Here is a 26,195-nt window from a genome sequence, read left to right as displayed (position 1 = left end):
GATATGTTTTGCCATTAGTTTAGTAGTCTATTAATAATTACGCAAGGGAAAGGATGAATTAACCCCCCTTATTCAAAGGTGGGTTAAGGAGAATGAAGTTGCTATGGTTAAGGCAAATATAGATGAATTAGGATAGGGTTATCTTTGTGCAAGATTTTGGTTTAAAAATTGTTGAAATTGCTCAAAGCGACTTAATTTTTTAGCAGTTTCAGAAGGATTGGGAGTTGCCATAACCCTGATAGCCATGTTGGTAATTTCATTGCTTCTCAAGTCTGATGAGCTAACTTGTGGAATAGCACGGGTTATCGGTTGAAGTTTCTGCTGTGGTGCAACTTGTTCTACTTCAGCCTCGCTAGGTAGTAAATTGAGAGGCATGGTATCACCTAAATTATCTAAAAGAGATTTAGCGGCTTGAAAGCGTTGATTTAAAGATTCGTTAGCTTCGAGCATCGCTAATAAGCGGGGTTTGATGAGTATCTCCCAAGCTTTTGGGTTGACAGACAGTTGTTCAGCAACTTGGGATAAATCGGATTGTTCTGTATCACTCAGAGGAGTTTCGGAATCTTTCAGGGCTAGTAACAGAGCTAATAAAGTATTGTTAAGATTGGTAGTTTCCATAAGGAAAATTACTAGGTTTTTTTGGTTACATGATTAATTAGCCTAGCGTAAATACTTAAATTAATTTGTGGTTATGGAAAGAGAAGCATTGGTGATCGGGATTAATCGTTATCCGACGTTGATAGAAAAACCTAGCGATCGCCCCCCGCATCTCAAAGCACCAGCAACTGATGCCGAAGCCATAGCCCAAATCCTCGAAACTTATGGCAAATTCCATGTCGAGCGTTTACCAGCAGCTTATAATCAGGATGGTTCTTGCTTTGTCGATCCTCAGCAGCAGCTAACACTCCAAGAATTAGAAACAGCTATTGTCCAACTTTTCAACCTCCCTGGACGCAGCATTCCGGATACAGCCTTGCTCTTTTTTGCGGGTCATGGTTTACGCAAAGATATCGGTGGAGTCACAGAAGGCTTTTTAGCTGCCAGCGATACTTGTCCTGTGATTGGACAGTGGGGACTTTCTCTAGACTGGTTACGCAAACTCTTACAATCTTCCCCGGTTCGTCAGCAAATTGTTTGGTTAGATTGTTGTTATAGCGGTGAGTTATTGAGTTTCCATGATGCCGATCCTGGCAGTTTTGAGACAAAGGATAGATGTTTAATTACCGCTTCTCGTGGATTTGAAGTCGCCTATGAAGAGTTGAGTGGCAATCATGGGATTTTGAGTGGCGCATTAGTAGAAGCACTTAAACCTGAAAGTCATGCTGAAGGCTGGGTGACAAACTACTCCCTGGTTGACTTAATCAAGCAGCAGCTAAAAACTGCCCGTCAGCGTCCCATTTTTCACAACACTGGTGGAGAAATTATCCTCACCGGACAAAAAGAAAAAATTGACCGTGCTGTTTTAATGGCAGAGTTCTGTCCTTACAAGGGTTTAGCAGCTTTTGAATTTAACGAATCAGACCCGAAATATTTCTACGGACGCACCGCTTTAACTGATTTGCTGTTGGAGAAAATTAGGCAAGGGAATTTTTTGGCGGTTGTCGGGGCTTCTGGAAGTGGTAAATCTAGTGTAGTCAAGGCAGGTTTACTGCATCAACTGAAGTTAGGCAAAAGATTGGGAGGAAGTGACCAATGGGTAATCAAGATTTTTCGCCCCGGAGAGCATCCCCTCAAGAGTTTAGCTAGAGTATTTGTAAATAATATAACTTCCCGCCCGGTTCAGGATGCCCAAACACAGACAGATAAACCGAAATCTGAACTTGAAACAGCAGAAGAATTACTCAACAAGGGTGCAAGGGGATTAACTGAATTAGTTCAAGCCACATTGCAATCAGTAGAAGTACCGCATGAGCTAGAGCCTGAAGCCAACACTTTACCCTTACAAAATCAAGTTTCCCATCGTCTCATTCTCGTCATTGACCAATTTGAAGAAGTTTTTACTCTCTGTCAAGATGAAGGCGATCGACAGCAGTTTTTTGAGTGTTTATTAGGAGCATTAAATAATTCTGGGTTGACGGTAGTAATAACGATGCGGGCAGATTTCTTTGGCAAATGTGCCGAACAGGAATATGCAGGATTAGCACAGAAAATTCAAGACAATCTGATTACTGTCACCCCAATGAATCAAAAGGAGTTGACCCAAGCCATTACCCAACCTGCCTATCAAGTCGGGTTAGAAGTGCAACGGGAACTTGTAGAACAAATGTTAGCCGATGTGGAAGGCCCTGGTAGTTTACCTTTGTTGCAATATACCCTAACAGAATTGTGGCGGAAGCGAGAGGTGAATCGCTTAACTCTGGCAGAATATAGCAGACTTGGTGGAGTCAAAGGCACGCTACAAAAACGGGCTGATGAAGTTTATGATGCGCTCGACTCTAAAGAAGAACAACTGACTGCTAAACGGATATTCATCGAGTTAACCCAGTTGGGAGAAGGAACAGAAGACACCCGCAGACAGGTGTTTAAGACAGATTTAGTCAACCCCCAGCAATCGGCAGAAGTGGTGGAACAAGTGCTGATGAAGTTGACAGATGCCAGATTAGTCGTCACATCTGAACTGCAAGCACGGGGAGAGAGTCAAAAGACGGTGACAGTGGTGGATGTAGCCCATGAAGCACTGATTCGCCATTGGCCAAGACTGCGTGCTTGGGTGAGTGAAAACCGAGCCGCCATCCGCGTTGAGCGCAAGATTGAGACAGCATCAGAGGAGTGGGAAAGTAAAAACAAGTCCAAAGATTATCTGTTTACTGGGTCAAAATTGGCAGAGGCAGAGAATTACTTACAAGAGTATGGGGATCTCGGTTTGCTGTCGCGTCTAGCATCGGAATTTGTGCAGAAAAGTATCCAGCAACGTAACACAAGTAAATGGGTTAGGTTTGGCGCAGTTGCTGCTTTTGTAGGCGTGGTAGCTATAGGCGCAGTTACTTCAACAATTTTTGGATTAGAGTCTCGCAAACAAGCAAGCATCGCCAAAGAACAAGCAACTATTGCCAATCTGCGAGAAAAAGGTACAAATATCAAATACATACTGCCACTATCAACAAATGTAGAGCCATTAATTTCAGCAATTGCAACAACTGGTGAAAGTCAGTCACAACTGGGACAAGTTTTGAGTGAAGTTCAATCTAGTTTATTAGAAGCAATAGAAGCTGTGCGTGAGCGCAATATTTGGCGTTGCATAATGAGAATATGAATTAGGGTGAATCTTCATGGAATGTCCGCGTTGTAATTCCTCTCATATCCGTAAGAACGGTAGACAAAGAGGTAAACAAAACTACATTTGTGCAGATTGTGGTCGTCAATTTATTGAATATCACAATCAAAAGGGTTATGGTGACGAAATTAAACGAGAATGCTTAGAAATGTATGTTAATGGTTCTGGTTTCCGTGCCATAGAAAGAGTAAAAAAAGTACATCATACAACAGTAATTTATTGGGTGAAACAAATGGGTGGTCAGTTACCAGAACATCCCGAAACAGCTGAAATACCTGAAATAACTGAAATTGATGAATTAGAAACTTTTGTCGGGTCAAAAAAAACAAAATTTGGGTATGGAGTGTAGTCAACCACAAGACTTCGGGGATTTTAGGATGGGTTTTAGGAGATAGAAGTTCAGAAACTTTTCAACAGTTGTGGCAGAGGATTAAAGCGTGGAACTCATATTTTTATGTAACGGATGGCTATCCGGTTTATCCATGTTTTATTAATCAAGAAGACCATCTTGTGTGTAAAACTTATATGACACGAGTAGAAGGTGAAAATAGCAGATTAAGACATTATTTAGCCCGATTACATAGAAAGACTTTTTGTTATTCTAAGTCAGTAGAAATGCTGGAACTCTCTATTAGATTGTTAGTTTATTATCTCCAGCATCGTTGTATTCCAATGCGGGAGCAAAGCCCCCGCGAGGATATAGCGATCGCATAATTCATCTTGTGATTCAGCAACGCCAAATTTTTTCATTGACCACTGTCCTATCTACCTATTACTAGAAAGAATTCCGTGCAAGTTCAAAAAGCTTGTTACAACTACGGCCGTTCTTACCAAATATTGGCAGTGGACAGGCACGCTAAATCTGCGAGAGACTTAGAAATCATGCTTCGCTAGTTCGATCGCTCGAATTTTACTACCTTAGAGCCGTTATCAATGTGTATGTATGCTTGATGTGTCAGGACACGGAAAATAAGGGTCTTCAACCGTAGACAGCTTCAGGACGCACAATCAAATCACCACTGGGGCGACGATCTACTATGTAAGCAGAAAGGCGATCGTTATTGACATCTAAATGTCGCGCTACCTGTTCTTTGACTGCTACATCATTCATTCCTGTAACAATTCCTAGTTGTCTTTCTGCAACATCAACAGAACGTCCTTCAAATCGAATATGAACCATTGGAATCACCTCTTTTAAATTACAAATAAGTATTAGTCATAGGACTGACGCAAAAAAACGAAAAACCCAGGTTTTCGAGAAGGGTGTAGGTGTAAACAACTCTTACACCCCTATACCCTTACACCCTTACACCCATTCTTAATAGACAACCTTTGTGCGTAAGTCCTGAGTGGATCTGATCGGAATTGAACCGATACCCTCCCTGTGAGAGTTGCACTCACTCCTCATGCAAGTTGAAAAAGCCGTGGTAACACACGCAGGAATCGCACCTGCAACTTATCGTTTCCAAGCGATCGCTCTACTATTGAGCTAGTATGTAAGCTTTTTCGGTTAGGACACAAGTGGAATCCGGGAACTCTACCGTTAGAGCTACAGACCCATGTTTTCATGATTGCATTGACGTTGATTAAAGTTGCAATAACTTCAATCAACGTCAATGCAAATGAAGCCGTCGGGAATCGAACCCAAATCCTGCAACCGTCCGTTTGTTGGTTTCGGAGCAGTCGAACGCCAATCGCGGCCCCAAAAGTGGGTAATGCCGAAAATAGTTGTGTTTATCGAGTTATCAAGGTTCTACAAGGATTAGTGTTTGCCTTTTGAGTGGGCTGTTACTCTTATATTACATTTGTAGTATGTATTTCTGATAATGTCAAGAGGATGGTTAAAAGATGTGGGGAGGTAGCACCTCGACTTCGCTCGGCGACCAGCAGAGGGAAGATTATTCCCCCTTGCGCCCAGTACCCTACCCCTGATTCTCTTCAAGAAGTCGGACATCTTTTTGGGCTATATATTGAAATGATTTTGTGAATATTCCAGGACGAATTTCACCGTATAAATACTATGAAAAAATATCGTCTGTTTCGGATACTGTGGAAAATACGGTTATTTAACTAGTTTTATGAGATGATATTTTCTCTAGAATTTTATGCTGCATTTATCTAACATTAATTGAATAGAAATTACATTAGTAATACAGTTATTTAGTCATACTAACAATGTCGATAAAACACAAAACAAAATTTGCTGTGATTCCTCTATCTCTAGCTACAGTTACCTTAGCGAGTTTAATAGAACCAGCTATGGCTGTTAATTTGGGAGTCGCGCAAGATTATAATGTCTTCGTGTTTGGAGACATGAATCAAAGTTCTGACTCTGAAGGTCGTGTAGCTGTTGGTGGTAATGCTACATTCAGCAATTTTGGGATTGCTGACCGTTTAGCTAATTCTAATGGTACAGATACTAGACTGATAGTAGGTGGAGATTTAACTTACAACGGTGGTCAAATTTTTGGTGGTAATGCTGTTGTAGGTGGTAGTGTTAAAACTTCTGTTAATTTTAACTGTTCTCCAAATTGTGGTGTTAGTTCAGGTACACCGCTCAATTTTGAGGCAGCCCGCCAAGAATTAACTTATCTTTCTGAATCTTTAGGTGGGTTAAGCTCTACAGGTACTACAGAGTATAAATGGAATGGAATTCATCTTCAGGGTAACAATAGTGATTTAAATATTTTTACTATTGATGGTTCACAGTTTTCTAACAGCACTTATCTGAATATTGCTGGAGTAGGTAGTAATTCTACAGTAATTTTTAATATTTTAGGTAATAGCGTCAACATTAGTAACTTTGGACTTAACCTTAATGGACTAAATAAGCAAAATATTTTGTTTAACTTTGTTGATGCTACTCAAGTAAAAACTACTGGTTTCTCATTCTATGGTAGTGTACTTGCAACTAAAGCTAATGTCCTATTTAATAATGGGAATGTAGAAGGAACTTTAGTAGCTTCTTCGTTATCCGGTAGTGGTGAGTTTCACAATACTAAGTTTGCTGGTAACTTACCTAATATACCCAAGCCACAGCCAGAAACCCCAACTGAACCAACTAATCCCACTCCCGAAACACCTGAAACTCCAACTAACCCAAAACCTGAGCCTCCTGTTTCAACTACCGTACCAGAACCAAGTACAGTTATGGGGTTACTTTTTGTAGTTGGTTTATTTGGCTTTTCTCGCCGGAATAAATTATTCACTAAATCAGCCATTACTAGTGAGAAAATTTAGTCAGTAACCTGCAATCATTTTTGAATAAAAAGATACCCGATTTCTTAAATAAGTCGGGTATCTGAACTTTTAAGTTATTAAATATTTGATATGAATCAAAATCAAATTAATCCAAAAAACTGGTCACAAGAAAGTTATATTAAAGCTTATAAATTTGCTGCGATCGCACATCAAAACCAAAAAATGCCGGGTTCAGAACTACCTTATATCATGCACTTGAGTTTTGTTAGTATGGAATTAATTGCAGCTTTAAGTGCGGAAAAAGTAACTGACTGTGATTTAGCAATTCAATGTGCAGTTTTACACGACACCATAGAAGATACGGATACAACTTTTGAACAAATTAAAGCCGAGTTTGGTGAAGCAGTTGCCAAAGGTGTACTTGCATTAACCAAAGATAATAGTTTGGTGAAACATCTACAAATGGCTGATAGTTTAAAGAGAATCAAACAACAACCTCCAGAAGTCTGGATGGTCAAGTTAGCAGATAGAATCAGCAACCTCCAAGCACCACCACATTACTGGAGTCAAGCAAAAATTGTTAAATATCGAGAAGAAGCTATAGAGATTTATGAAGCTTTGAAAGATGCGAGTCCGTTTTTGGCTACAAGATTGGCTAGTAAAATTGAAGATTACAAGGCATATATACATTCAGAGGATGTTTAAACTAGTCGCATTCAGCTAAATTCGGAACTCTGGCTTCTAAATTCTGGATTTTTTTGTGTTGATGTGAGTTTTGCAATTAATTAGGGAAAACTATCACTAGTTGGGTGTCAATAGTACTTAAGAAATATATTTTGATATTTCGCTGATTTTCCTTAAGTATAGTGCTATTGAAAATTCTTCTGTGTAGATATCCAGGAAATAACTTCATTATGGTTCAAACATCTTTGCTTGACGATCAGATAAAATCTTTAGAACTACCTATAGAACGTGACCAGTTTTTGCGAACTATCATTCGAGAATTGGCAGGAACTTTACAAGATGTTGTTGGTATTGAAGAGGCAGCAGGTTTTTTGAATGTAGTTGGCTATCGAACAGGTCAGCACGTTAATCAGATATATCATCACGGGTTGCAACTATCTAATCTTTCCCGTGAGCAGGTAACTGCTGTTCTTGTAGATTGGAAGCGCCGGATTCAAGGTGACTTTTACGTGATTGAAGAAAGTGATGAAAAGATTGTTTTAGGCAATCGTAAATGTCCTTTTGCAGAACAGGTAGAAGGACGTGAAGCTATGTGTGTGATGACATCGAATATATTTGGTGCGATCGCAGCAGATAATCTCGGTTATGCCAGGGTAGAGTTAAAAGACACAATCGCTAGAGGTGCAAAGGAATGCACTGTGATTATTCATCTCCAACCGAGTGACGCATCCGAGGAATTTGCCGGACAAGAATACTTCAAAGTATAGTAGCAGCATGAAGCTGATAATCTCGTGGCTGTAATATGTCTCGGCTAAAGTTAATTTCCTCAAACATGGCTGAGTCTTTTCACTTTTACTCTGTTAGTGTTTCGTGCAATGGCAAAAATTCTGCTGTGATACCTCAAGATCATGACACCTGATCAATTTTTAACCTTTGCCCAGATTTTGCCAGAACCTATGCTGCTGGTAACTAGTGCAGGTGAAATTTTGGCAGTCAATCAAGCTGCTACTAAATTGTTTAGTAAAACTAGTAAAGCTTTGATTGGTCAGTATTTGAGTGAGTTTGTCAGGGAATCTCCAGAGAAAGTAATTGACTATCTTAAAATGTGCGCCCAAAGTCGTCAAATGATTTTGGGTGCTTTCACTATCCACCAAACTGAAGGCGAGGGAATTGCTTGTCGTAGTCAAGGTGCAGTAATTCAACCGCGATCGCATCAAATTCCAGCAATTAATTTACTCCGTTTAGAAAAGCGTACAAAAAACGAATTCGTAGTGCTGAACCAAAAAATTCATGCTTTGAGTCAAGAAATTCAGCAGCGCCAGCGTATTCAAGCAGAATTAGCACAATCAAATGAAACCTTAAAACACACTCTCATTAAACTGCAAAGTGCGCTAGAAGCTGTGCAAACCGAAAAAATGTCTGGGTTGGGACAGTTAGTCGCCGGCATTGCCCATGAAATTAATAATCCGATTACCTTTATTCATGGAAATCTGAGGTATGCCAGTGGATATTACAATGATTTACTCAACCTAATTCAGCTATATCAGCAAGAATTTCCCCATTCTAGCCAAAAAATTCAGCAAGCAATTGATGATATAGAGCTTGACTTTATGCAAGAAGATATCAAAAAGTTGCTCTGTTCTATGCAGATGGGTGCAGAACGAATTGCTGAGATTGTGAAATCTTTGCGAAACTTCTCTCGCTTAGACGAAGCAAAATTCAAGGTGGTTGATATTCATCAAGGTTTAGAGGCGACATTGATGATTTTACAAAGTCGTCTCAAGCCTAGTGCGGAGTATTCTGGTATTGAAGTGATTAAGGAATATGGTGAATTGCCTTTAATTTATTGTTCTCCTGGGCAGATCAATCAAGTGTTTATGAATATCTTAAATAATGCGATTGATGCTTTACAAGAAACAGAAAAATTGCGATCGCCAGAATTCAGACAAAATCACCCCAATCGCATTTGGATTCGCACGGAGAAATTCAATAACTGCTATATTGCAATTCGCATCAAGGATAACGGTAACGGTATTTCTACTGAGATTCAGCATCAAATATTTAATCCCTTCTTTACTACTAAGCCCGTCGGACAAGGAACTGGGTTAGGTTTATCGATTAGTTACCAAATTATAGAAGGGCATGGTGGTCAAATTAATATGAGGTCTGAATCAGGTTGGGGAACTGAATTTAGTATTGAGTTACCCATTGAGCAAGGTTGAAGAAGAATTTATACCGTTTCATATCAGCTTGATTCTACTGCCTGACTATCACTTTATCATCCATTTTCGATTGTTTACCTCCACTCCACCCGCGATCGCTCCCCATACTTTTTTTAGTTCAGATGAACTACTTCGCCAACATTTAGATGCGTTTGACCTGCTGAGGGGCCAGAGGACGCAGGGGAGCATAAGAGAGGGTTTTGAAGTTTCTGCACAGATGTAGGGAATCGTAACTGATTACTTGAACTTGATATAAGATAAGATTTCGTCATAATATGACACTACAAAGATGTACAAAAAAAAGGCTTGGGGGAACCAAGCCTTTATGTATACCAAGCATTTACTACACCAAGCTTAATTTATCCTAGGTCATCCGTTAGTTCATCTCTCTCAAGGATGTATACAAATAATTAAATAACTGATATTGCTTAAATCAAAAATTATCTTTTTCTGCTTACACTACTCATAAATAAACATAAATATATTTCCCAAACAATCAAGCAACAAAAAAAGGTTTGGTCAATAGCCAAACCTTAAAAATTGCTGTGCTTAACAACGTACTCAATTAATTTATTACTTTCCTTCATAGACCTCATCTATCTTGAGGATGTACCTAAACTCCAGGCAAATTGATAGGAGTTTAAGACAAAAAGTAACTATATTCAAATAACGTATAAATTGTGGATATAATACATAATAAAAACCCATTAAATATTTCAATAATCACTAATTTAAAAATAAATTTATTTGTCTCAAAAATATGAAAAAGGCTTGGCTGATATCCAAGCCCATATATACCAGGTGTTTACCATATCTAGATAATTTATCTCCTCATCAGATGCAGTTCATCTTCCTTTTAGTTGTGTACAAAAATGATAAATTATGATATGCAAACCACGAAGTCAAGGTAGACAAGGAGGACAGATAACAATCTTATTTGATATGGGAACAAAAGAGAAAAGAGAGACAAGGCAGAGATGTTTATCAATTATTTAGGATTGCTATATTAATTTTGACCATAATTTATTTCAGCTATCTGTCTAAGGATAGAAAAAATTTATTTTCATTTGATATTTATGGTAAAATTTATTCTGAAATAGCCAGCTATTCTGTAGCAGTTAGTTTTTTACAAAAACATCAATTATAAAAAAAGGTTTAGCTCAACGCTAAACCTCTGTAGAAAGCAGTTATTTGACACACCAGAATAAATTTAGACTGAGTTAAATAGCAGGGCATCTTCCTAAAGTATGTACCCAAAAATTTTCCTATATGATATAAAATTTCTCAGTTACTCTGGCTGCACTATTTTACCAATTTCATTCACCCAGCGTTGACGCTCAGAATGTTCTAAAGTGAGAATATCTGCTAAACTCCAGTGAAAGTGAAACGCAATACAGGCTACCTCCTCATGTAGTAAATCTGAGGGGTAGCCTATGATTCCCCCGCTAAAGCTAACTCCACTTGAAATTTAGTCTGACATTGGGGACACTGCACAGGAATTTCTGCATCACCTTGCTGATTAATTCGATTGTAAAACTCTCGCAAATATGCCAAATCTTTAGAGAAAAGATTTTCCAGTAAATTCGGAGTAATTTCTGTTAAATCGCCCAAATGAGTAATTACTTGTGAGAGCATAACGATCGCAGCATAGGTGACATTTTCCTGAGCAGCCCGATTTTTTTCGACAATGATTTCATCCTTTGCTGTCGCCAACCGCATCACACCTTGGCGATGCAAATTTCCCTCAGCATCTAATAAACCTCTAGGAAGAGTAAAGTTAAATTCTGTATGAATGTTTGTCATTGGTCACTTGTTATTTGTCATTTGTGATTTCCTTCTACTCCCTACTCGCCACTTCCCATTTCTTCTAATTCATTAATTTGACGATAAAAATTTTGCAAATAGCTTAAATCACAGGCAAAGAAATCTTCTACAACCGCAGGTGTTACTTCTTCTAAAGCACCTAATTTAGTAATGACACGAGATAAAATGATGACCGTTGCATAAGCTGGATTTGATTTTACACGAGGGTCACGTAAGGGAATAATTTCATCCATTGCTCTAGATAAACGCATCACGCCTTTACGGTGTAAATTACCATCTGCATCGAGATACCCTTTCGGTAAAGTAAATTCAAATTCAGTTTGCAACATTCTATGCTACTTTTACTCGTTTTAATTCTTCTACTACTACTTCTATTTCTTCAATTTCATGTTCGCTACCAGCGGCACTCACATCATTAATTTTATAATTAGCAGGCCAAGCATTTTTAAATTCCAATCTGAATTTTTCTTCCGCAGCTTGATTATAAATGACTAAAGAACCATCTCGTCTTTCGTCACCCCATTTACTTTCTTGTACGGCAGCTAACCAATTCCACATAGTCATTGAAATAGTTAAACCACGCCGTAACACAATATTAGAATAAGATATATTACCAGGAATTTTTGTAGTGATAATTCTACCACTCGTATTGCCATTTTTACCCCAAGTTTGGGGAGTAACTTCAGAAATTTCTATTACTTTTTGTGTAGTTTGAAAACCTTGGCATTCCATAAAATAGCCATCCACAGGTTCTTGGCTACCAGTGAGCTTTAATTCTAGATAAAATCGGCTATTTGTGAGAATTTCAGGAAAATCTGCCATAAAGTTTACTAGATAACAATTAATATGATAAAAAAGTATGAAGTCTAAAACCTGAAGCATAAAATTTTATATTTCATACTTCATATTTCATACTTCATACTTCTACTTATTTCTTCCTTTCAAAATAAGTAAAGCCAACAGTGACTGTTTCTGTTAACAAATCACCACTACCGGCTGTAAAATCACCTGTTGCATAGCTGGTAGGAAAGACATCTGTAAATTCGTACTGAACTTTTTCTTGTTCGCCATCATATATAGAAAGTTTGCCTAGCTTACGGTTCTTGCGGCCTTCTGATTTACCTCCAGAAAGTGCTTCAGCATGGCATTTGTTATACCAATCTAGGAGTTGTTTAGAATCAGCAGTTGCTACACACTCCAAGGTAATCTCTGAACATTCTACGCCACCGATAGTAGCCTGGGTTTGAGTTTTACCATCTTTGGTGACACCAATAGGCGCATCTCCACCTGCAACTATCATTTTCATTTGCATACCACTGACTTTCTTGACCAAAACATCAGTTAAACCATCAGCTTCCCAGTAAAACTTGGCATTAGAGATAAACTCTGCCATAAATCAACCTCCAGATAAATACGTAATAATTAACTTAAAAAATGGACAAAATTTATTTTTTGCGATTGATATTTTCACAAGTCAAGGTGTAAGTTTCTTCAATATAGTCGTTGCCAGTCACATCTAAATCTCCAATTTTGTATTGAGAAGGCCAAGCTTCTTTTAAATCCCAACGCAGCACTTCATTGCCATCAGTATCATAAGCAACTATAGAGCCTGTCTTTTTACTTTCTGCCCATTTGCCTTCACCTTTTTCGGTCTTGGGCATACATTTTTTGAACCAATCATACATTTTTTTTGCTGGTGCTATCACTATCTCCACTCATGAGGGTGGAAACGTCAATTGTAAATAGTCCTTCAAATCCCGCAGAGTTAATTTGTCTGAGAGTAACACCGCCTTTTGTTGACATCAAAGGTTTATCTTGACCTTTGACTTTAGCTTCAAACTTGACACCACCAATTTTGGTAAAAGCCATGTCGGTCATGCTATCAATTTCAAAGTAGAAATTACTAGCAGCAATCGGTTTTAATTCAGGCATATTTGTAGCTCCTTAGTTTGTGATAGAGGGTATTAGGGTGTGAGGGTGTAGGGGAGTATGATTTCCCTTACACCTATGCACTTACTTTTATTGGTTAGGAGACCATTGACTAAAGCGGAAGATGACGAATTCCGCCGGACGCACAGGACAAACACCAACTTCGATGTACAACCGACCCAACATCATGGTTTCGTGGGTGTTGATGCTAGAGTCGCATTTGACATAAAAGGCTTCCGCAGCAGAAGCGCCAAACAAAGCGCCTTCACGCCAGAGTCTTTCTAAGAAGTTGCTGACGGTACGAGTAACACGCGCCCATAGGTCTTGGTCGTTGGGTTCAAATACTACCCATTGAGTACCGAGTTCTACTGATTTCTCGATATAGCTCATCAAGCGGCGGACGCTGATATAACGCCATTGGACGTTATCTGGTTCTACCAATGTGCGAGCGCCCCAAATACGGATACCACGGTTGGGGAAAGTACGGATACAGTTAATACCTAGGGGGTTGAGTAATTCTTGTTCGCGCAGGTTGGTTTCGTAGGCGAGGCCAATGACTCCTCTGGGTGTATCGTTGGCGGGTGCTTTGTAGACACCGCGAGTTTCATCGGTGCGACACCAAACGCCCAGCATGTGACCGCCAGGAGGAATTAAAATTGGTCTGCCACCGTTGCGGGGGTTGGGGACTTTAATCCAAGGATAGTAGAGGGCGGCAAATTGCGATCGCCTGTTAAATGCACTCAACCACTGAGCCATGTGCTGGGGCTTCACCTGGGTGGGAGGTACAGGCGCACCACCACCTTTACACGGAGGTGGGTCTAACACTACCATCCGGTTGGGGGCAGTATTTTCACACATACTGACCATCGCTTCCATGATGCCGTGGACTTGATCCAAATCCAAGATGTTGTTTTGATAAGCACGCATCAAGTCAGGAAAAGCAATCATGGTAACTTCATCAATTTCAAAGATACCTTGCATCCCGGTGCGATCGTCTCTGACACCTTGCACATCTCTGGGGAAACGGTCAGGAGTAGAAACCACTGGCGGCGGACTAACTTCGTAATTACCGTTGGCTGGTCGACGAGATAGGGGTTGTCCTGGTGTTTCTAAGTCTGCAACCGTGACAAATTGCGAGCCTTGCAAAGCTGTCACTGCATAACTACCCACAGCCGCATCAATTTGCGGGTTCATGGATAAATGGTCGTATTCTTCCAGAATTTCACCATTGCGGCTAATTATGACTTTGAAAAATTCACCAGTATTTGCGGGTGGTTCTGCTTCTGGGCTTTCTGGCGGACGCGGTTCACTTTCAGTTACAGAAACATTAACTCTACCTTCTGCACTATCATCATCATCTTCCGCTGGCTTGAGGGCAAAACTTAAAGCAGGACGGTTCCCACTAGTGCGAATTTTGAGGGCGGTTTCTTCTGGTGGTGGTGGCTGAGAACCAGGTAGTTTCGTACCGATACTCGCAACCCAACAACGTCCACCACCGTTGAGAAACCAACCATTTACCGCAAAAGGTAAATAAGCATCAAAATCGGTGTAACCATCAGAACCTTGTTTAGCAAAGTATTCTAAATATTCGTTCCACGATGTCACCAACATCGGTTTAAACAATTCCGCATCGCCTCTGACATCTTCGGTAAAACCGATAAAGCCGGCGATATTCGTACTTACCCCTTCTATGGGTCGACTACCTCGGTCTACTTCTTCAACGTAGACACCAGGTGCAAAATAATCTAATCTTGGCATAACACTTGGTTTTCCTATTTTTTGAAGTGTGAAGTCTGAAGTATGAAGGATCAAATTTCATACTTCAGACTCCACACTTCAGACTTTTTGTGTTGGTTTTGAACAGTCAATCAAATCTGGCTGAGTGACAAAATTACTATCCAGGTTTAGGGGAATTGTTAATGTCACATACAAAGCTGGACGTAATGGTACTCCTAGAGCATTCCACAAAGCCGCAGCATCCAAAGGATGAATAGCCGAAACGGTCATTGCTAATTCGCCATGACCGCGCAGTGCTGGAGCCAGTACTTCTTCTCGTAATGAGTGATGATGCAAAAGTAGTATTAATGCCTCGGATAAGATACGCTGTTCACTTAAACTGGTGAAATCCCAAGCACTTACCAAAAATGAGACATCAAACCACCTTGGTGTTAATAAGAGTAATTTCCTTTTGTCTGCTGGTTGCTGACAATTAGACTGTTGTTTGTCAACACTTTCTTGAATGTTGTAACAATATAAATTCAGCCTAGGGTTAATATTCTGTTTCACACCAGGATGGTTGAAATCAATTTGCTCTGTACTGAGCAGGGAAATCCCGCCAGCTAAAATTTTTGCTAAAGTCTGGGTAGCAGCTGGGATCATAAAACACAACAGCAGGGTGACTGAAATGCTCCCTTAATCACTCTGGCTGGTAGTTGTTACCGCCAGTATGAATCTATGGAGGTTGAAGCATTCTTACCAGAGTTCCGCAAGCAGAATGTAACTACTTTGCTACCATACTTACGGAAGATGGAGGGCTGACAGCACAAAATGAACCTCTAACTATAGAAGAACTCAGCACCCAGAATTCAGAATCAATTAGTGGAGGTATTAAACCCTTTGATTCATTTGCGGTTTCGCACAGAATACCCTGGTTTCCCCTCTACATACTGACTTCTGACTCCTGAATTATTTCTTGAGCAGGCTTTTTTGTGGGCTAATTTGCCACTATTGGGCTAACTCTTTCTAGCTTAGGGATCTAGTTGTCTAGCGTTTATTAGACTTTGGTCGATATTGTAAATTTATTGTTTTAAATTCCCCAATTTTAAAAGCTGTAGAGTAAGCTGATTTCGTCCGTATTTATACAGTAAGAAGCATAATTTATCCAAGCAAAGAATATCTGAGATTGGTTAGCATTCCTCATGCTTCTTAGTTGTTATAGTGTTTCGGAGTGTAAAACAGGATGAGGGTGGCTACACAAAAATTAACCTCTCAATTGCCGCTACCTTTGTTGGTAAACAGTTCAGAAAGTAAATTGTCAGAGTTAAATTTTCATCAAATTTGTCAGCTGACTATTCAACAATTAACTTTTTTTATTGCCGATTGTGGCTATCTGGACTGTTTATCACGATATAGAAACAGAAAAACGTTATACAGTGGCTGAGTATAGCTCAGAGCAGTTATGTTCTGTGCAGATTCCACAGGATTTTCCCACAAGTTCTTTTGCATCTGGAAAATTCCATCCAGATTTGGCATATTTGCAAGCAGAAAGTTGGTGGCGAGATGATTTCCCAGTTTTGAAAGTTACGGAATTAACAGTATCAGATGTTTATCATAGTTATGTTTGTCGAATTAGTAGACAGAGTTTGGCCATTGGTGAATATATATTGATATGTACTCACAAGTTGCTGTCTGTGGAACAGCAACAATTACTGCTGGGTAATGCTCAAATACTAAGTAATTATTTAGCAATTTGTAGAGAGCGATCGCAACAACAACAAGAAATTTTAGCTTTATCTCAAATTCTCGGACAAGCCGAACATCAATTGCGAAATCCTTTGGCATTGATTAATCTCTATGCTGAAAATCTACGTTTAACATTACCAGAAGGTAGCTTACAAGAACAAGCTCTTCTAATTCGGCAAACAGTAGATGAACTAAGTGCTAAATTAACTGATTTGCTTTACCGTGGACAACGAGCAAACTTAAACTTAAAAAAATATAATTTGCAAACAATTATTGGGGAATGTGTTAAAAGTTTACAACATTTATTAACAGAAAAAAATTTAACAATTAACTATCCGCAGCAGTCTTTATATGTGACCGTAGATAACTGGCAGATGAAACAGGTGTTGGATAATTTATTAGGGAATGCAATTCATTTCAGTCCCTGTGGTGGGACAATAACTTGCAATTGGTACACCTATAGTCATGAAGTACTAATTGAAATTTGCGATCGCGGTTCGGGAATTGCACCAGAAGAATTGAAGCAAATATTTAAGCCTTATTATTCTCGCCGTGTAGGTGGTACAGGTTTAGGACTAGCGATCGCGCAAAAAATTATCTTGGCACATCAAGGCAACTTATGGGCAGACAATCTCCCCACAGGTGGCGCTCAATTTTCCTTTACATTACCTTATCAAAGGCAAAAATAAAAAAGTAAAAGTAAAAAGTAATCAGACTTAAATATTGCCAGCTTCTTACAGTTTCAGATGCTCGGCTGAATCAGACTTCATACTTCAAATTTCAGACTTCTCTTTAATATCCCAGGCACACTACCATGAATCCTAAAAAAGAGGTAATCTCGATTCTACTGGTTGATGACGAACCGCATTTTCGTCAAGGAATACGCACCTTGTTAAACTTTTATACAAGTAGCAATAATATAGGATTAAATGTCATTGGAGAAGCTGCATCTGTTGAACAAGCAGTGAAATTAACTCTTGAACAACATCCAGCGTTAATTTTACTAGATTTAGAATTACCACCAGAAAACGGCATTACTGCCCTAAACCGTCTAGGAGAATTATCTTATAACGGCAAAGTATTAATACTATCTGCTCATCAACAAGATGAATGGATATTTCGTGCGATGCAGGCTGGTGCTTGTGGTTATGTATTTAAAGACCAATTAGCAACACAATTGTGTGAAGCCATTACTACTGTAATTAATCATCAAGTTTATTTACCACCAGCCGTCGCCACTGCCTTTTTTAGATTATTTCACTACTACACAGGCAATTCATTAAGCTTCGGCAATAATTGTATTCATCTGACCGAAAGAGAACAAGAAGTTTTAAATTGGTTAGTTCAAGGTGCTTCTAATGAACAAATCGCAGGTAATTTATATATTACAGTCGCCACAGTCAAAGCACACTTAACAGCCATCTTTGAAAAATTAAGCGTCACCAGCCGCACCCAAGCCATTGTCAAAGCCTTAAAACTCGGTTTGGTTTGTCCATAATTCAGTGCTGAGTTGAAAGTGCTGACTACTGAGTATTTTTTTAAGTAATACAAGGGAGTTTATCCGAAAAATGTTGAGAGACAAGTTGTTCAATATTATTCAATTAAAATCATTACTTTTTACTTTCAAAAACTTTAATGTCTCACTTTCTTCATTACATAACACCATAATCATTCACTCAGCACTCAGCACTCAGCACTATAACAATGAGTAACTATTTAGCCATCGCCACTGTCACCGCAACTTTGCAAAGAACATTGCAAGCCAGTGTTCAAGTAGAGGTGGATGGTGCGCGGGTGACAACCCTAAGACCCGATCGCCTGAATAATGCTACACCAGAAGCAGGAGTGAACGTCTATCTTTATGATATTCTGCTCAATAGTGCTTGGCGGAGTGCTGATTTAAGACAACGCTATTCCGATGAGAAATATACTAAGCGACAGCAAACAGGTTTAGATTTATACTACTTACTGACTTGTTACGGTAACGATGTGGAACTAGAACCGCAGCGCCTTATAGGTAGTGTGGTTCGTACCTTCAACAGCAAATCGATTCTTACCCAAGCAATGATTCAGGAGACAGTTAGCGATGCAACTTTTACGTTTTTAGCTGATTCTAATTTAGCTGAACAAGTAGAAGCGATCGCCATTTCTCCGGTTGATTTAAATATCGAAGAAATTTCCAAAATTTGGACGGTATTTTTTCAAACACCCTACGCTTTATCATTAGCTTATAAAGTTAGTGTGGTCTTAATCGATAGCGGTGAACTCCCGAAAAAACCCTTACCCGTCCGCAATCTTCAGCGTCATGTTACACCATACCAACCTGCGATCGCTTACATCAAGGTAGCCGAAGAATTATCAAAAATCTGGCAAACTCAAAATGCACCAACACCATTAATTCTTGCAACCAGTACCTTATTAATTCAAGGCAATAAATTAAGCGCAGATATTACTCAAGTCCGTATTGGTAATATTACAGTCTCTCCCCAAACTGTGACTGACAAGCAAATTACTTTGGATCTTTCCACCATACCTATAGAATCACTGCGGGTTGGTGTTCAAAGTTTACAGGTAATTCATCCCCAACAGCGTGTCAACTCCAACGTTGTGCCGATTTTGCTGCGTCCGACTATCTTAGATATGACTGTATCTAATGTACATGGTAGAGGTGATGAACTGCGATCGGCAGATATAACTATTACTGTTAACTTAAACATTGAAAAAACACAACAAGTAACCTTAGTTTTAACAGAACTTTCCCTCACCCAATTTACTGGTTATTCTACTGATCAAACCAAACATCGGCGCAATAGTTCCAACTCAATTACCTTTGCTATTCATGATTGTTTACCAGGAAGTTATTTAGTCCGATTAATTGTAGATGGTGCAGAAAGTTTATTCACAGTTGATACAGATTCAAATAGTCATACATTTGAACAATATATCGGGCCAGTAGTAGTTATTTCTTAAATTTTTTATTTTATTTACAGCATAATTATGCAGGCTGCTATCCCTAAATTTATTTGGAAACATCCTAAAGCTCAAGGTATTTATCCTCAGCCGAGATATGGACATTCTGCCATTTTGTATCACCAATCCATGATTATTTTTGGTGGAGAAGATAATAATACTTATGAAACTTTCAATGATGTTCATTTACTAGATTTAACTTCCTGGACTTGGAAACAGCCGCAAATTTCAGGACAAATACCCGAACCGAGAAGCTTTCATACAGCAGTTTTATACCAAGATAAAATGCTGGTTTGGGGAGGATATAAAGCAGCGCAAGATGGCGGCTTTATCTTTAGTGATGTGGCTATTCATTCCCTTGATTTAAAAACTTGGGAATGGTCAGAAATTACCCCTGATGGTATACCACCAGATCCGCGTACTCATCACAGTTCTGTTTTATTTCAAGATAAATTATTGATTGATGGTGGGTCTTATGATATCTACTCAGCACGAGATGACTTACATATATTAGATATTACCAAAATGTGCTGGTTAAATATTCAATTTAATAACTGCCGCAGTTCTGCTCTTGCTGGTTTAAAAGTACGTGGTCAGACATTAGTTAAGTTTTTAGGTGATGCAGCTTATGGGGGATTTTGCCAAGATATTTTAACTTTAGAACTAGGTAATTTGGATAGTATCAATACTTGGCGATTAGCTAACTTTATAGGTATAGATAATTATAGATATCAAATTTATTCCCAAAATGAAAATGAAATAGAAGATGATGAGTATGAAGATGAATTTGATGATGAAGAAAATGTAATTCCCTGCCGCACTATTCATGGCTATGGCGAATTTGGAGATAACCTAGTTTTATTTGCTGGTATGGCTCCTGGGGATGGTGTTAGTCATGTAACTATTGGCGATTTAATAATATTAAATATGCTTGATGATGAAAATAATAATTCCAATAATTATCAAGCATTAATTCCCGAAGTCGTCGGTAAATTTCCTCCTCCGAGATTTGGTCATTCTACTATACAGTTTAATCAGCAAATGATTGTCTATGGTGGCTTATGGATTGATACGTGGGCTGGGAATAATAGCTATGACAATGAAGTATACATTTTGGAGATGATAGATAGGACTAATATTTGATTTCTGAAATGGACGTAGGATGTGTTAGCGACAGCGTAACGCATCTACTCAAAGTTTTCGTTGCGTTACGGCTTACGCCTAACACCCCCTATACATACTAGATGAATTTACCTCATTGGGATAAAAAATGCTGTATTAGAAAATAGCTAAATTTTTAAAGAAGGATAAATACTAAATGCAATGGCAAGTCGATAATTATAATTATTTGATGAATGAACTCTCTGTAGTTCGGAAATTCTTAGAAATAAACACAAATAATCAGGAAAATCCGCCATTAGAATCGAGTGCTAAAAATACTTTGCCTAACGCCGCACTGAATAATCTTTGTCGGATTTTTGGTTTAACAGATTTTGAACGTTATATTTTACTATTGTGTATTGGTATGGAACTAGACCCTAATTGGGGTTTTTTATGTGGCAATGCAGTAGCTGGTGTGGGTAAACCTTATCCAACTTTTATGTTGGCAACATTAGTTCTACCTCAAGCACATTGGAATGCTTTAACACCTCATGCACCGTTGCGAGGTTGGCAGTTAATTCAAATTGCTGAAGGTTCTAGTTTGAATCTCAGTTCGTTACGAATTGATGAGCGAATTTTACATTATTTGCTGGGATTGAATAATTTGGATGAGAGATTACAAGGCTTAGTAAAATCTCTTGAAACCCAAAATATTGCTCATGTAAATTCTCATCAGATTTTGGCAGAACAATTGGCAACAACTTGGGCAAATACTAGAGAAGGAATAACTTTACCCATTATTCAATTATGTGGAGATGAAGTAAGTAGTAAAAAATCGATCGCCTCTACAGCTTGTCAGTTACTCAAACTTAATTTACACATCATGTCAGCAGGTGCAATTCCTAGCCTGCGAACCAACGAAATCAATGATTTATTGCGTTTGTGGGATCGAGAATCCATGCTTCACAACAGCGCACTACTATTAGATTGTGAGGAAATTGATAGTAGCGATGCTGCCAAAGAAAGTGCGATCGCTCGTTTGATGGCAAATATATCCAGTCCCTTAATTATCATCAGCCATGAACGCAGGCGATTTACTCAAAAACCAATAATTGCGATCGACGTTCCCAAACCCAGCACAGACGAACAACGCACCATCTGGCAAAATGCTTTAGGTGAAGTAGCCACCACCCTCAACGGTCACGTAGATATCCTAGTGTCTCACTTCAGCCTCAGCGCCTCTAGTATTCACACAGTTTGTACAGAAGCCATAGGCAAATCAAAACTCAAAACTCAAAATCTCACTCCCCACTCCCTACTCCCTACTCTGTTGTGGGATACCTGCCGTTCGCAAGCGCGATCGCGTTTAGATGAATTAGCCCAACCAATAGAATCAAGTGTTAGTTGGGATGATTTAGTCTTAGCAGAAGCCCAACGTCAAGTTTTACGCGATATTGCAGCCCATGTGCGTCAACGGGCTAAAGTCTATGAACAATGGGGATTTGGCAACAAAGGCGGCAGAGGTTTAGGGATTAGTGCCTTATTTGCAGGTGCTAGTGGTACAGGTAAGACAATGGCTGCTGAAGTGATTGCTAATGAACTGCGTTTAGATTTGTACCGCATTGATTTAAGCCAAGTTGTGAGTAAATATATTGGCGAGACAGAAAAGAACTTACGCCGTGTATTTGATGCGGCAGAAGCAGGCGGCGCAATTTTACTATTCGATGAAGCAGATGCCTTATTTGGCAAACGTAGCGAAGTGAAAGACAGCCATGACCGCCACGCCAATATTGAAGTCGGCTATTTACTCCAACGTATGGAATCTTACCGGGGTTTAGCTATTCTCACCACCAACTTAAAAGCTTCCTTAGACCAAGCATTTCTGCGCCGGATTCGGTTTATTGTCCAGTTTCCCTTCCCTGATGTCACTCAGCGCACCGAGATTTGGCAACGCATCTTTCCGCAGCAAACACCCACCCAAGATTTAGACTTTAGTAAATTGGCAAAATTAAACGTATCCGGCGGTAATATTCGTAACATTGCCCTGAATGCCGCCTTTTTAGCCGCCGATGCTGGGGAAGCAGTAGAAATGAAATATATTTTACAGGCTGCCAAGAGTGAATACGCAAAACTAGAACGACCATTGACAGATACAGAGGTAAAAGGTTGGATTTAGGAGGAAAAACTATATTTCAGGCAAGTAAATTAAAATGCGATCGCCTGCTTTTAACTCTGTGAACAATGGTAGCGATCGCTAACTAATTCCTCAATAAGAGTGCCAAAATTGATACTAACTACGCTTGGATGATTAACCACGACTTCACAGATTGGGAGAGTTGAGTAAATGTATACAAGAGAATACAAAACAAAAAAGACCTCGACAAATTCTGCTGAAACCTCAACCACCAATCAATTCGCACCACGCCGTTTTGTCGTCCAGCCAGATGAGGAAATCACCAACAACCAAACCTCTGATTTGGAGGCTAAATCAGAGAAGACAAAAAAATTTGCCAAATATATCTGTATTTCCTAGTAATGTGACTACGCAACCATCACCCATTCAAATGAAGCTTACCATTGGTCAGCCGGGTGACCAATACGAACAGGAAGCAGATAGGTTAGCCGCAGATGTCGTCCAGCAAATTAATGCACCAGAAACTCAACAAGTTCAGCGTGAAGCTGCACCGGAAGAAGAAGAAGTACGCATGAAACCAATGGTGCAGCGTTTGTCTGGTGCAGGTGGAATGACTACAACACCTGATTTAGAACAGTCAATCCAACAAGCCAGAAGTAGCGGACAGCCCCTAACAGGAAGTATTAGGGAACCAATGGAACAAGCCTTTGGCGCTGATTTTAGTGCTGTAAGAATTCATGCTGATGCTCAATCTGACGAATTAAACCAATCAATTCAAGCAAAAGCCTTCACCACAGGAAAAGATATTTTCTTCCGCCAAGGTGAATATCAGCCAGGAAACCGTGGGGGACAGGAATTAATCGCCCATGAATTGACTCATGTAGTGCAGCAGAATGGTCAAAGTACAACTATTCAGAGATTGGCTATAGGAGAGCGTCCCTTCAAGGAAGGTTATCAAAAGATTCTCCAACATCCGAAATGGTATGAAGAAGCTGAAAATTTTGAACAACGACTGGGTGGCTACTGTTTCAATCATCCTAAAGCTCGCGCTGCTGCCAAAGCGTCTGTTGACAAGCTTGATCTTGTGTTGCGGCAGTATTACAAAGAACTTACGGTGAAAGAGATTCGGAAAAAAGCATTTCTTAAAGATGACACCACAAGTGCTGGTCAGGTCGGTGAAGCGATGAGTGGTGCGGCAATTAAAAAACTTTTCAAAACTGGTAATATCCGTGAGTTAATGACTGCTTTTTATAATGCAGCGTATTATAAGGGAGGTTACGGTGGAAACTTAAGCGAAAGTTTTAAAGCCATCCTGCACGACATCACTCTGAATGACAATTGGCAAGCAGCTCAAGACCTTGACCTCAATGAAAATGCTCTCCGTAGTCAATCAGCATATCTCAAGGGAACAGGCCGAGCAATTAAACACGGTCTTGTAAATTTATTCAAACCTGACAAGGCTTACAACTATACTCAAGACATTTTTGCTTTGGGTAACTTGACTGCCCAGTCAGATGACACCTGGGCAACCTATGAGATGACGATGAGCCAAAAAGATCGCAAAGATCGTTCAGCACAAGAGAAGGCAACGGGGTCGCATAAAAAAACTCCCAGAGATTACGAACTCATGGGTGCGTCGCTTTCCGACCGAGAGAAGGAATTTTTGACTGCACAAAACAAACCACTGACGATGATGGGATTTGACATCGAAGAAGTCCCTAACGACCAAATCGAATATGACACAGATGGCAATGCTTTGTTAGACAAGTTCAAGGTGGAAGGAGGAAGCGTTGAAGTTCAATACGAATATGGGGTTGATAACAAACCTGTGTTGAATGACAAAGGTAAGCCCAAAATTCAGAAAATTTTGAAGGTTCTGCCTGCGCCAAAAACGATCAATAACGTGCGACAATCCGATCTGCAACCGGGTGAAGAGGGGCCTGAGTTGCCACTGGAATGGGTAGAGGGAACGGCTTGGTTTACAATTGATCCTAATTCCAGTTGGTATAAACAAGTACACGATCAACTGGGTGCGCCTGTAGTTGCAGGGGTTTCCGGCACAACCTCTCGAATGCTGAGTGCTTTTAAATGGTTAAATGTTCCAGGTGTCAATGAGCTAGACTTTCGCTTGGCAATTATGGGATGGATGTTAACTTCATGGGATCACTCACTGTATGAAATTTTCCGAGGTTCTCATATTGTTGGTGTTAATGGTGGTCAAGAAACCACATCAAATGTCATCGATATGTATATGAATATTCCGCCCCTGAGCATAGCAGAACTACGGAGTTCTGTGTGCAAGGATCGGATGTTCCCCCATGAGTATTTGTATATGCAGATGGCAGAGGAAACTGATGACCAAAAGCCAAGGCTAATCGAACCAGGTCAAGATATTGTAGATAATGCTAAAGACAGGTACGAAGAACTTGAACAAGAGGCGGATGACTACGATCAGACTGATCCCAACAGAAGCGATTTTTCTAAAGAGTTAGAACAACAAGGTACTAACCCTGAAGAATTGTACGACAAGTTAAGTCCTGCCCATCTGACAGCGATAGGTGGTTATACGGGGGGAATGCACGCACTTTTAAATGCAGTCATGACTTTGCCTGCTCCTATGGCTAAAATCGCATTGAGAAAGAAACTGCATGGTGTTGTAGATCACCACAGCGAAGTTAACCTTTTGGAAAATCAGCGAACAGATTTGGAAAATCAACTCAGTTTATCTACAGATGTCCTGGAGCAACAGCAATTGCAGGCAAAGATAGATAAATTACAACAGAGGTTGGATTACCTAGATGAACATTACGAAGAATGGACAGCATCGTTAGATCCACTCAAGAATCAAGTGGATAATGAGCTTGCAGATACCACACTTTCCCCTGAAGAACGTGAGACAAAACGTAGAAGTCTCGATCCCAAAATTGCTCAAATTGCTGAAACTCTGTATTCGGAGTTGAAATTGCACGCTAATATGACTGTCGAAGCACTCCAAAATTTCCCACCCGCTAATGGAATTACAGTTTATCGAGGCGATTGGAAGGGGAGTGTCTCCTTAATGTACAGTGGTAAATCACTCTCGTTCAAACAGTTTACAAGCACTAGCAAAGACATTGATAAAGCCTGGGATTTTGTTGAACGGTATTCTGATGGTAAATTTTCACATCCTGTACTGCTGGAATTGGAACTAAAAGGAAAAGGCGGCAGAGACATCTCTTATTTTTCAGAAATACCTAGCGAAAAAGAGGTACTGTTGATGCCTGGAACTAAGTTTGAAGTTAAAAAAACTCAGATGTTGAAAGATGGTATAGAACATATCCGCGCTGTTGAGGTTTGATGGATTTATAATCCTCGAAGATCAGTCCAAAAAACCTCAGTAGAGCAGGTTTTTAGT

The 26,195-nt window shown here is 39.7% G+C and carries 25 protein-coding genes; 14 read left to right on the top strand and 11 right to left on the bottom strand.

Annotated features, from left to right (window positions below):
- Positions 1-138: 138 nt before the first annotated feature.
- Positions 139-618 (bottom strand): hypothetical protein, encoded by a 480-nt coding sequence (locus ACX27_RS09865; RefSeq protein ID WP_062291519.1) that lies wholly within the window; start codon positions 616-618, stop codon positions 139-141.
- A gap of 73 nt (positions 619-691) precedes the next feature.
- On the opposite strand from ACX27_RS09865, the gene ACX27_RS09860 reads away from it, so the two are divergent.
- Positions 692-3,253: an nSTAND1 domain-containing NTPase gene (locus ACX27_RS09860; protein WP_062291516.1), complete on the top strand. Its 2,562-nt coding sequence runs from the start codon at positions 692-694 to the stop codon at positions 3,251-3,253.
- Positions 3,254-3,269: 16 nt separating this feature from the next.
- Positions 3,270-3,988, top strand: a protein-coding gene (locus ACX27_RS30795; protein ID WP_144427403.1) for an IS1 family transposase whose coding sequence is annotated in 2 segments (ribosomal slippage) — positions 3,270-3,591 and positions 3,591-3,988 — 720 coding nt in all. Because the reading frame shifts where the segments join, the coding sequence is not laid out codon by codon here.
- A gap of 265 nt (positions 3,989-4,253) precedes the next feature.
- Here ACX27_RS30795 and ACX27_RS09850 read toward each other — a convergent pair.
- Positions 4,254-4,454, bottom strand: a complete 201-nt coding sequence (locus ACX27_RS09850) for a hypothetical protein (protein WP_062291514.1) — start codon at positions 4,452-4,454, stop codon at positions 4,254-4,256.
- Between the two features lie 387 nt (positions 4,455-4,841).
- On the opposite strand from ACX27_RS09850, the gene ACX27_RS09840 reads away from it, so the two are divergent.
- The 5 genes from ACX27_RS09840 (at position 4,842) to ACX27_RS09820 (ending at position 9,381) form a co-directional block, all read left to right on the top strand.
- Positions 4,842-5,054, top strand: coding sequence for a hypothetical protein (locus ACX27_RS09840; RefSeq protein WP_062291506.1), 213 nt, complete (start codon positions 4,842-4,844; stop codon positions 5,052-5,054).
- 395 nt (positions 5,055-5,449) lie between these two features.
- Positions 5,450-6,514 carry a choice-of-anchor A family protein gene (locus tag ACX27_RS09835; RefSeq protein WP_062291503.1) on the top strand — a complete coding sequence of 355 codons (1,065 nt, stop codon included), beginning with the start codon at positions 5,450-5,452 and terminating at the stop codon, positions 6,512-6,514.
- Between the two features lie 90 nt (positions 6,515-6,604).
- Entirely contained in the window at positions 6,605-7,180 is a 576-nt protein-coding gene (locus ACX27_RS09830) for an HD domain-containing protein (protein ID WP_062291501.1), read from the top strand.
- 209 nt (positions 7,181-7,389) lie between these two features.
- Positions 7,390-7,926: a methanogen output domain 1-containing protein gene (locus tag ACX27_RS09825; RefSeq protein ID WP_062291498.1), complete on the top strand. Its 537-nt coding sequence runs from the start codon at positions 7,390-7,392 to the stop codon at positions 7,924-7,926.
- 141 nt (positions 7,927-8,067) lie between these two features.
- Positions 8,068-9,381, top strand: coding sequence for an ATP-binding protein (locus ACX27_RS09820; RefSeq protein WP_062291495.1), 1,314 nt, complete (start codon positions 8,068-8,070; stop codon positions 9,379-9,381).
- Between the two features lie 1,288 nt (positions 9,382-10,669).
- On the opposite strand, the gene ACX27_RS35250 is transcribed toward ACX27_RS09820, so the two are convergent.
- The 9 genes from ACX27_RS35250 to ACX27_RS09780 form a co-directional block, all read right to left on the bottom strand.
- Positions 10,670-10,816 (bottom strand): DUF6760 family protein, encoded by a 147-nt coding sequence (locus tag ACX27_RS35250; protein WP_313934910.1) that lies wholly within the window; start codon positions 10,814-10,816, stop codon positions 10,670-10,672.
- Positions 10,813-11,184: a hypothetical protein gene (locus tag ACX27_RS09810; protein WP_062291488.1), complete on the bottom strand. Its 372-nt coding sequence runs from the start codon at positions 11,182-11,184 to the stop codon at positions 10,813-10,815. The genes ACX27_RS35250 and ACX27_RS09810 overlap by 4 nt, the downstream gene beginning before the upstream one ends.
- Before the next feature lie 41 nt (positions 11,185-11,225).
- Complete coding sequence (locus ACX27_RS09805; RefSeq protein WP_062291485.1) at positions 11,226-11,534, bottom strand: hypothetical protein; 309 nt, start codon at positions 11,532-11,534, stop codon at positions 11,226-11,228.
- A 1-nt stretch (position 11,535) separates the two neighbouring features.
- The gene (locus ACX27_RS09800) at positions 11,536-12,027 is read right to left on the bottom strand and encodes a phage tail protein (protein WP_062291483.1); all 492 of its coding nucleotides are present in this window, start codon (positions 12,025-12,027) and stop codon (positions 11,536-11,538) included.
- A 106-nt stretch (positions 12,028-12,133) separates the two neighbouring features.
- Complete coding sequence (locus tag ACX27_RS09795; RefSeq protein ID WP_062291479.1) at positions 12,134-12,598, bottom strand: phage tail protein; 465 nt, start codon at positions 12,596-12,598, stop codon at positions 12,134-12,136.
- A 52-nt stretch (positions 12,599-12,650) separates the two neighbouring features.
- The gene (locus tag ACX27_RS32835) at positions 12,651-12,866 is read right to left on the bottom strand and encodes a phage tail protein (RefSeq protein ID WP_200929932.1); all 216 of its coding nucleotides are present in this window, start codon (positions 12,864-12,866) and stop codon (positions 12,651-12,653) included.
- A 16-nt stretch (positions 12,867-12,882) separates the two neighbouring features.
- On the bottom strand, positions 12,883-13,137 hold the full coding sequence (locus tag ACX27_RS32830; protein ID WP_200929931.1) for a hypothetical protein: 255 nt from the start codon (positions 13,135-13,137) through the stop codon (positions 12,883-12,885).
- A gap of 87 nt (positions 13,138-13,224) precedes the next feature.
- On the bottom strand, positions 13,225-14,892 hold the full coding sequence (locus ACX27_RS09785) for a phage tail sheath family protein (RefSeq protein ID WP_062291476.1): 1,668 nt from the start codon (positions 14,890-14,892) through the stop codon (positions 13,225-13,227).
- Positions 14,893-14,970: 78 nt separating this feature from the next.
- A complete protein-coding gene (locus ACX27_RS09780; protein WP_062291473.1) occupies positions 14,971-15,513 on the bottom strand; it encodes a Pvc16 family protein in 543 nt (180 codons plus the stop codon).
- 722 nt (positions 15,514-16,235) lie between these two features.
- On the opposite strand from ACX27_RS09780, the gene ACX27_RS09775 reads away from it, so the two are divergent.
- The 7 genes from ACX27_RS09775 to ACX27_RS09745 all read left to right on the top strand — a co-directional run bounded on the left by ACX27_RS09775 (position 16,236) and on the right by ACX27_RS09745 (position 26,138).
- Complete coding sequence (locus tag ACX27_RS09775; RefSeq protein WP_235526659.1) at positions 16,236-17,285, top strand: sensor histidine kinase; 1,050 nt, start codon at positions 16,236-16,238, stop codon at positions 17,283-17,285.
- Between the two features lie 125 nt (positions 17,286-17,410).
- Positions 17,411-18,094 (top strand): response regulator, encoded by a 684-nt coding sequence (locus tag ACX27_RS09770; protein WP_062291470.1) that lies wholly within the window; start codon positions 17,411-17,413, stop codon positions 18,092-18,094.
- A gap of 206 nt (positions 18,095-18,300) precedes the next feature.
- A complete protein-coding gene (locus ACX27_RS09765; protein WP_062291467.1) occupies positions 18,301-19,566 on the top strand; it encodes a Pvc16 family protein in 1,266 nt (421 codons plus the stop codon).
- Between the two features lie 27 nt (positions 19,567-19,593).
- A complete protein-coding gene (locus ACX27_RS09760) occupies positions 19,594-20,709 on the top strand; it encodes a Kelch repeat-containing protein (protein ID WP_062291464.1) in 1,116 nt (371 codons plus the stop codon).
- A 175-nt stretch (positions 20,710-20,884) separates the two neighbouring features.
- Positions 20,885-22,843 (top strand): ATP-binding protein, encoded by a 1,959-nt coding sequence (locus tag ACX27_RS09755; protein WP_062291459.1) that lies wholly within the window; start codon positions 20,885-20,887, stop codon positions 22,841-22,843.
- A 168-nt stretch (positions 22,844-23,011) separates the two neighbouring features.
- Positions 23,012-23,200, top strand: a complete 189-nt coding sequence (locus tag ACX27_RS09750; RefSeq protein WP_062291456.1) for a hypothetical protein — start codon at positions 23,012-23,014, stop codon at positions 23,198-23,200.
- Positions 23,175-26,138, top strand: coding sequence for an eCIS core domain-containing protein (locus ACX27_RS09745; RefSeq protein ID WP_235526576.1), 2,964 nt, complete (start codon positions 23,175-23,177; stop codon positions 26,136-26,138). The genes ACX27_RS09750 and ACX27_RS09745 overlap by 26 nt, the downstream gene beginning before the upstream one ends.
- Positions 26,139-26,195: the final 57 nt, after the last annotated feature.

Origin of the sequence: Nostoc piscinale CENA21, assembly GCF_001298445.1 — a bacterium.
GTDB lineage: Bacteria > Cyanobacteriota > Cyanobacteriia > Cyanobacteriales > Nostocaceae > Nostoc_B > Nostoc_B piscinale_A.
This window is presented reverse-complemented; position numbering and strand designations above follow the sequence as displayed.

Coding starts and splice junctions, on each gene's coding strand:
- ACX27_RS09865 (WP_062291519.1), bottom strand. CDS start 618: ATGGAAACTACCAATCTTAACAATACTTTATTAGCTCTGTTACTAGCC.
- ACX27_RS09860 (WP_062291516.1), top strand. CDS start 692: ATGGAAAGAGAAGCATTGGTGATCGGGATTAATCGTTATCCGACGTTG.
- ACX27_RS09850 (WP_062291514.1), bottom strand. CDS start 4,454: ATGGTTCATATTCGATTTGAAGGACGTTCTGTTGATGTTGCAGAAAGA.
- ACX27_RS09840 (WP_062291506.1), top strand. CDS start 4,842: ATGATTGCATTGACGTTGATTAAAGTTGCAATAACTTCAATCAACGTC.
- ACX27_RS09835 (WP_062291503.1), top strand. CDS start 5,450: ATGTCGATAAAACACAAAACAAAATTTGCTGTGATTCCTCTATCTCTA.
- ACX27_RS09830 (WP_062291501.1), top strand. CDS start 6,605: ATGAATCAAAATCAAATTAATCCAAAAAACTGGTCACAAGAAAGTTAT.
- ACX27_RS09825 (WP_062291498.1), top strand. CDS start 7,390: ATGGTTCAAACATCTTTGCTTGACGATCAGATAAAATCTTTAGAACTA.
- ACX27_RS09820 (WP_062291495.1), top strand. CDS start 8,068: ATGACACCTGATCAATTTTTAACCTTTGCCCAGATTTTGCCAGAACCT.
- ACX27_RS09810 (WP_062291488.1), bottom strand. CDS start 11,184: ATGACAAACATTCATACAGAATTTAACTTTACTCTTCCTAGAGGTTTA.
- ACX27_RS09805 (WP_062291485.1), bottom strand. CDS start 11,534: ATGTTGCAAACTGAATTTGAATTTACTTTACCGAAAGGGTATCTCGAT.
- ACX27_RS09800 (WP_062291483.1), bottom strand. CDS start 12,027: ATGGCAGATTTTCCTGAAATTCTCACAAATAGCCGATTTTATCTAGAA.
- ACX27_RS09795 (WP_062291479.1), bottom strand. CDS start 12,598: ATGGCAGAGTTTATCTCTAATGCCAAGTTTTACTGGGAAGCTGATGGT.
- ACX27_RS32835 (WP_200929932.1), bottom strand. CDS start 12,866: ATGCCCAAGACCGAAAAAGGTGAAGGCAAATGGGCAGAAAGTAAAAAG.
- ACX27_RS32830 (WP_200929931.1), bottom strand. CDS start 13,137: ATGCCTGAATTAAAACCGATTGCTGCTAGTAATTTCTACTTTGAAATT.
- ACX27_RS09785 (WP_062291476.1), bottom strand. CDS start 14,892: ATGCCAAGATTAGATTATTTTGCACCTGGTGTCTACGTTGAAGAAGTA.
- ACX27_RS09780 (WP_062291473.1), bottom strand. CDS start 15,513: ATGATCCCAGCTGCTACCCAGACTTTAGCAAAAATTTTAGCTGGCGGG.
- ACX27_RS09770 (WP_062291470.1), top strand. CDS start 17,411: ATGAATCCTAAAAAAGAGGTAATCTCGATTCTACTGGTTGATGACGAA.
- ACX27_RS09765 (WP_062291467.1), top strand. CDS start 18,301: ATGAGTAACTATTTAGCCATCGCCACTGTCACCGCAACTTTGCAAAGA.
- ACX27_RS09760 (WP_062291464.1), top strand. CDS start 19,594: ATGCAGGCTGCTATCCCTAAATTTATTTGGAAACATCCTAAAGCTCAA.
- ACX27_RS09755 (WP_062291459.1), top strand. CDS start 20,885: ATGCAATGGCAAGTCGATAATTATAATTATTTGATGAATGAACTCTCT.
- ACX27_RS09750 (WP_062291456.1), top strand. CDS start 23,012: ATGTATACAAGAGAATACAAAACAAAAAAGACCTCGACAAATTCTGCT.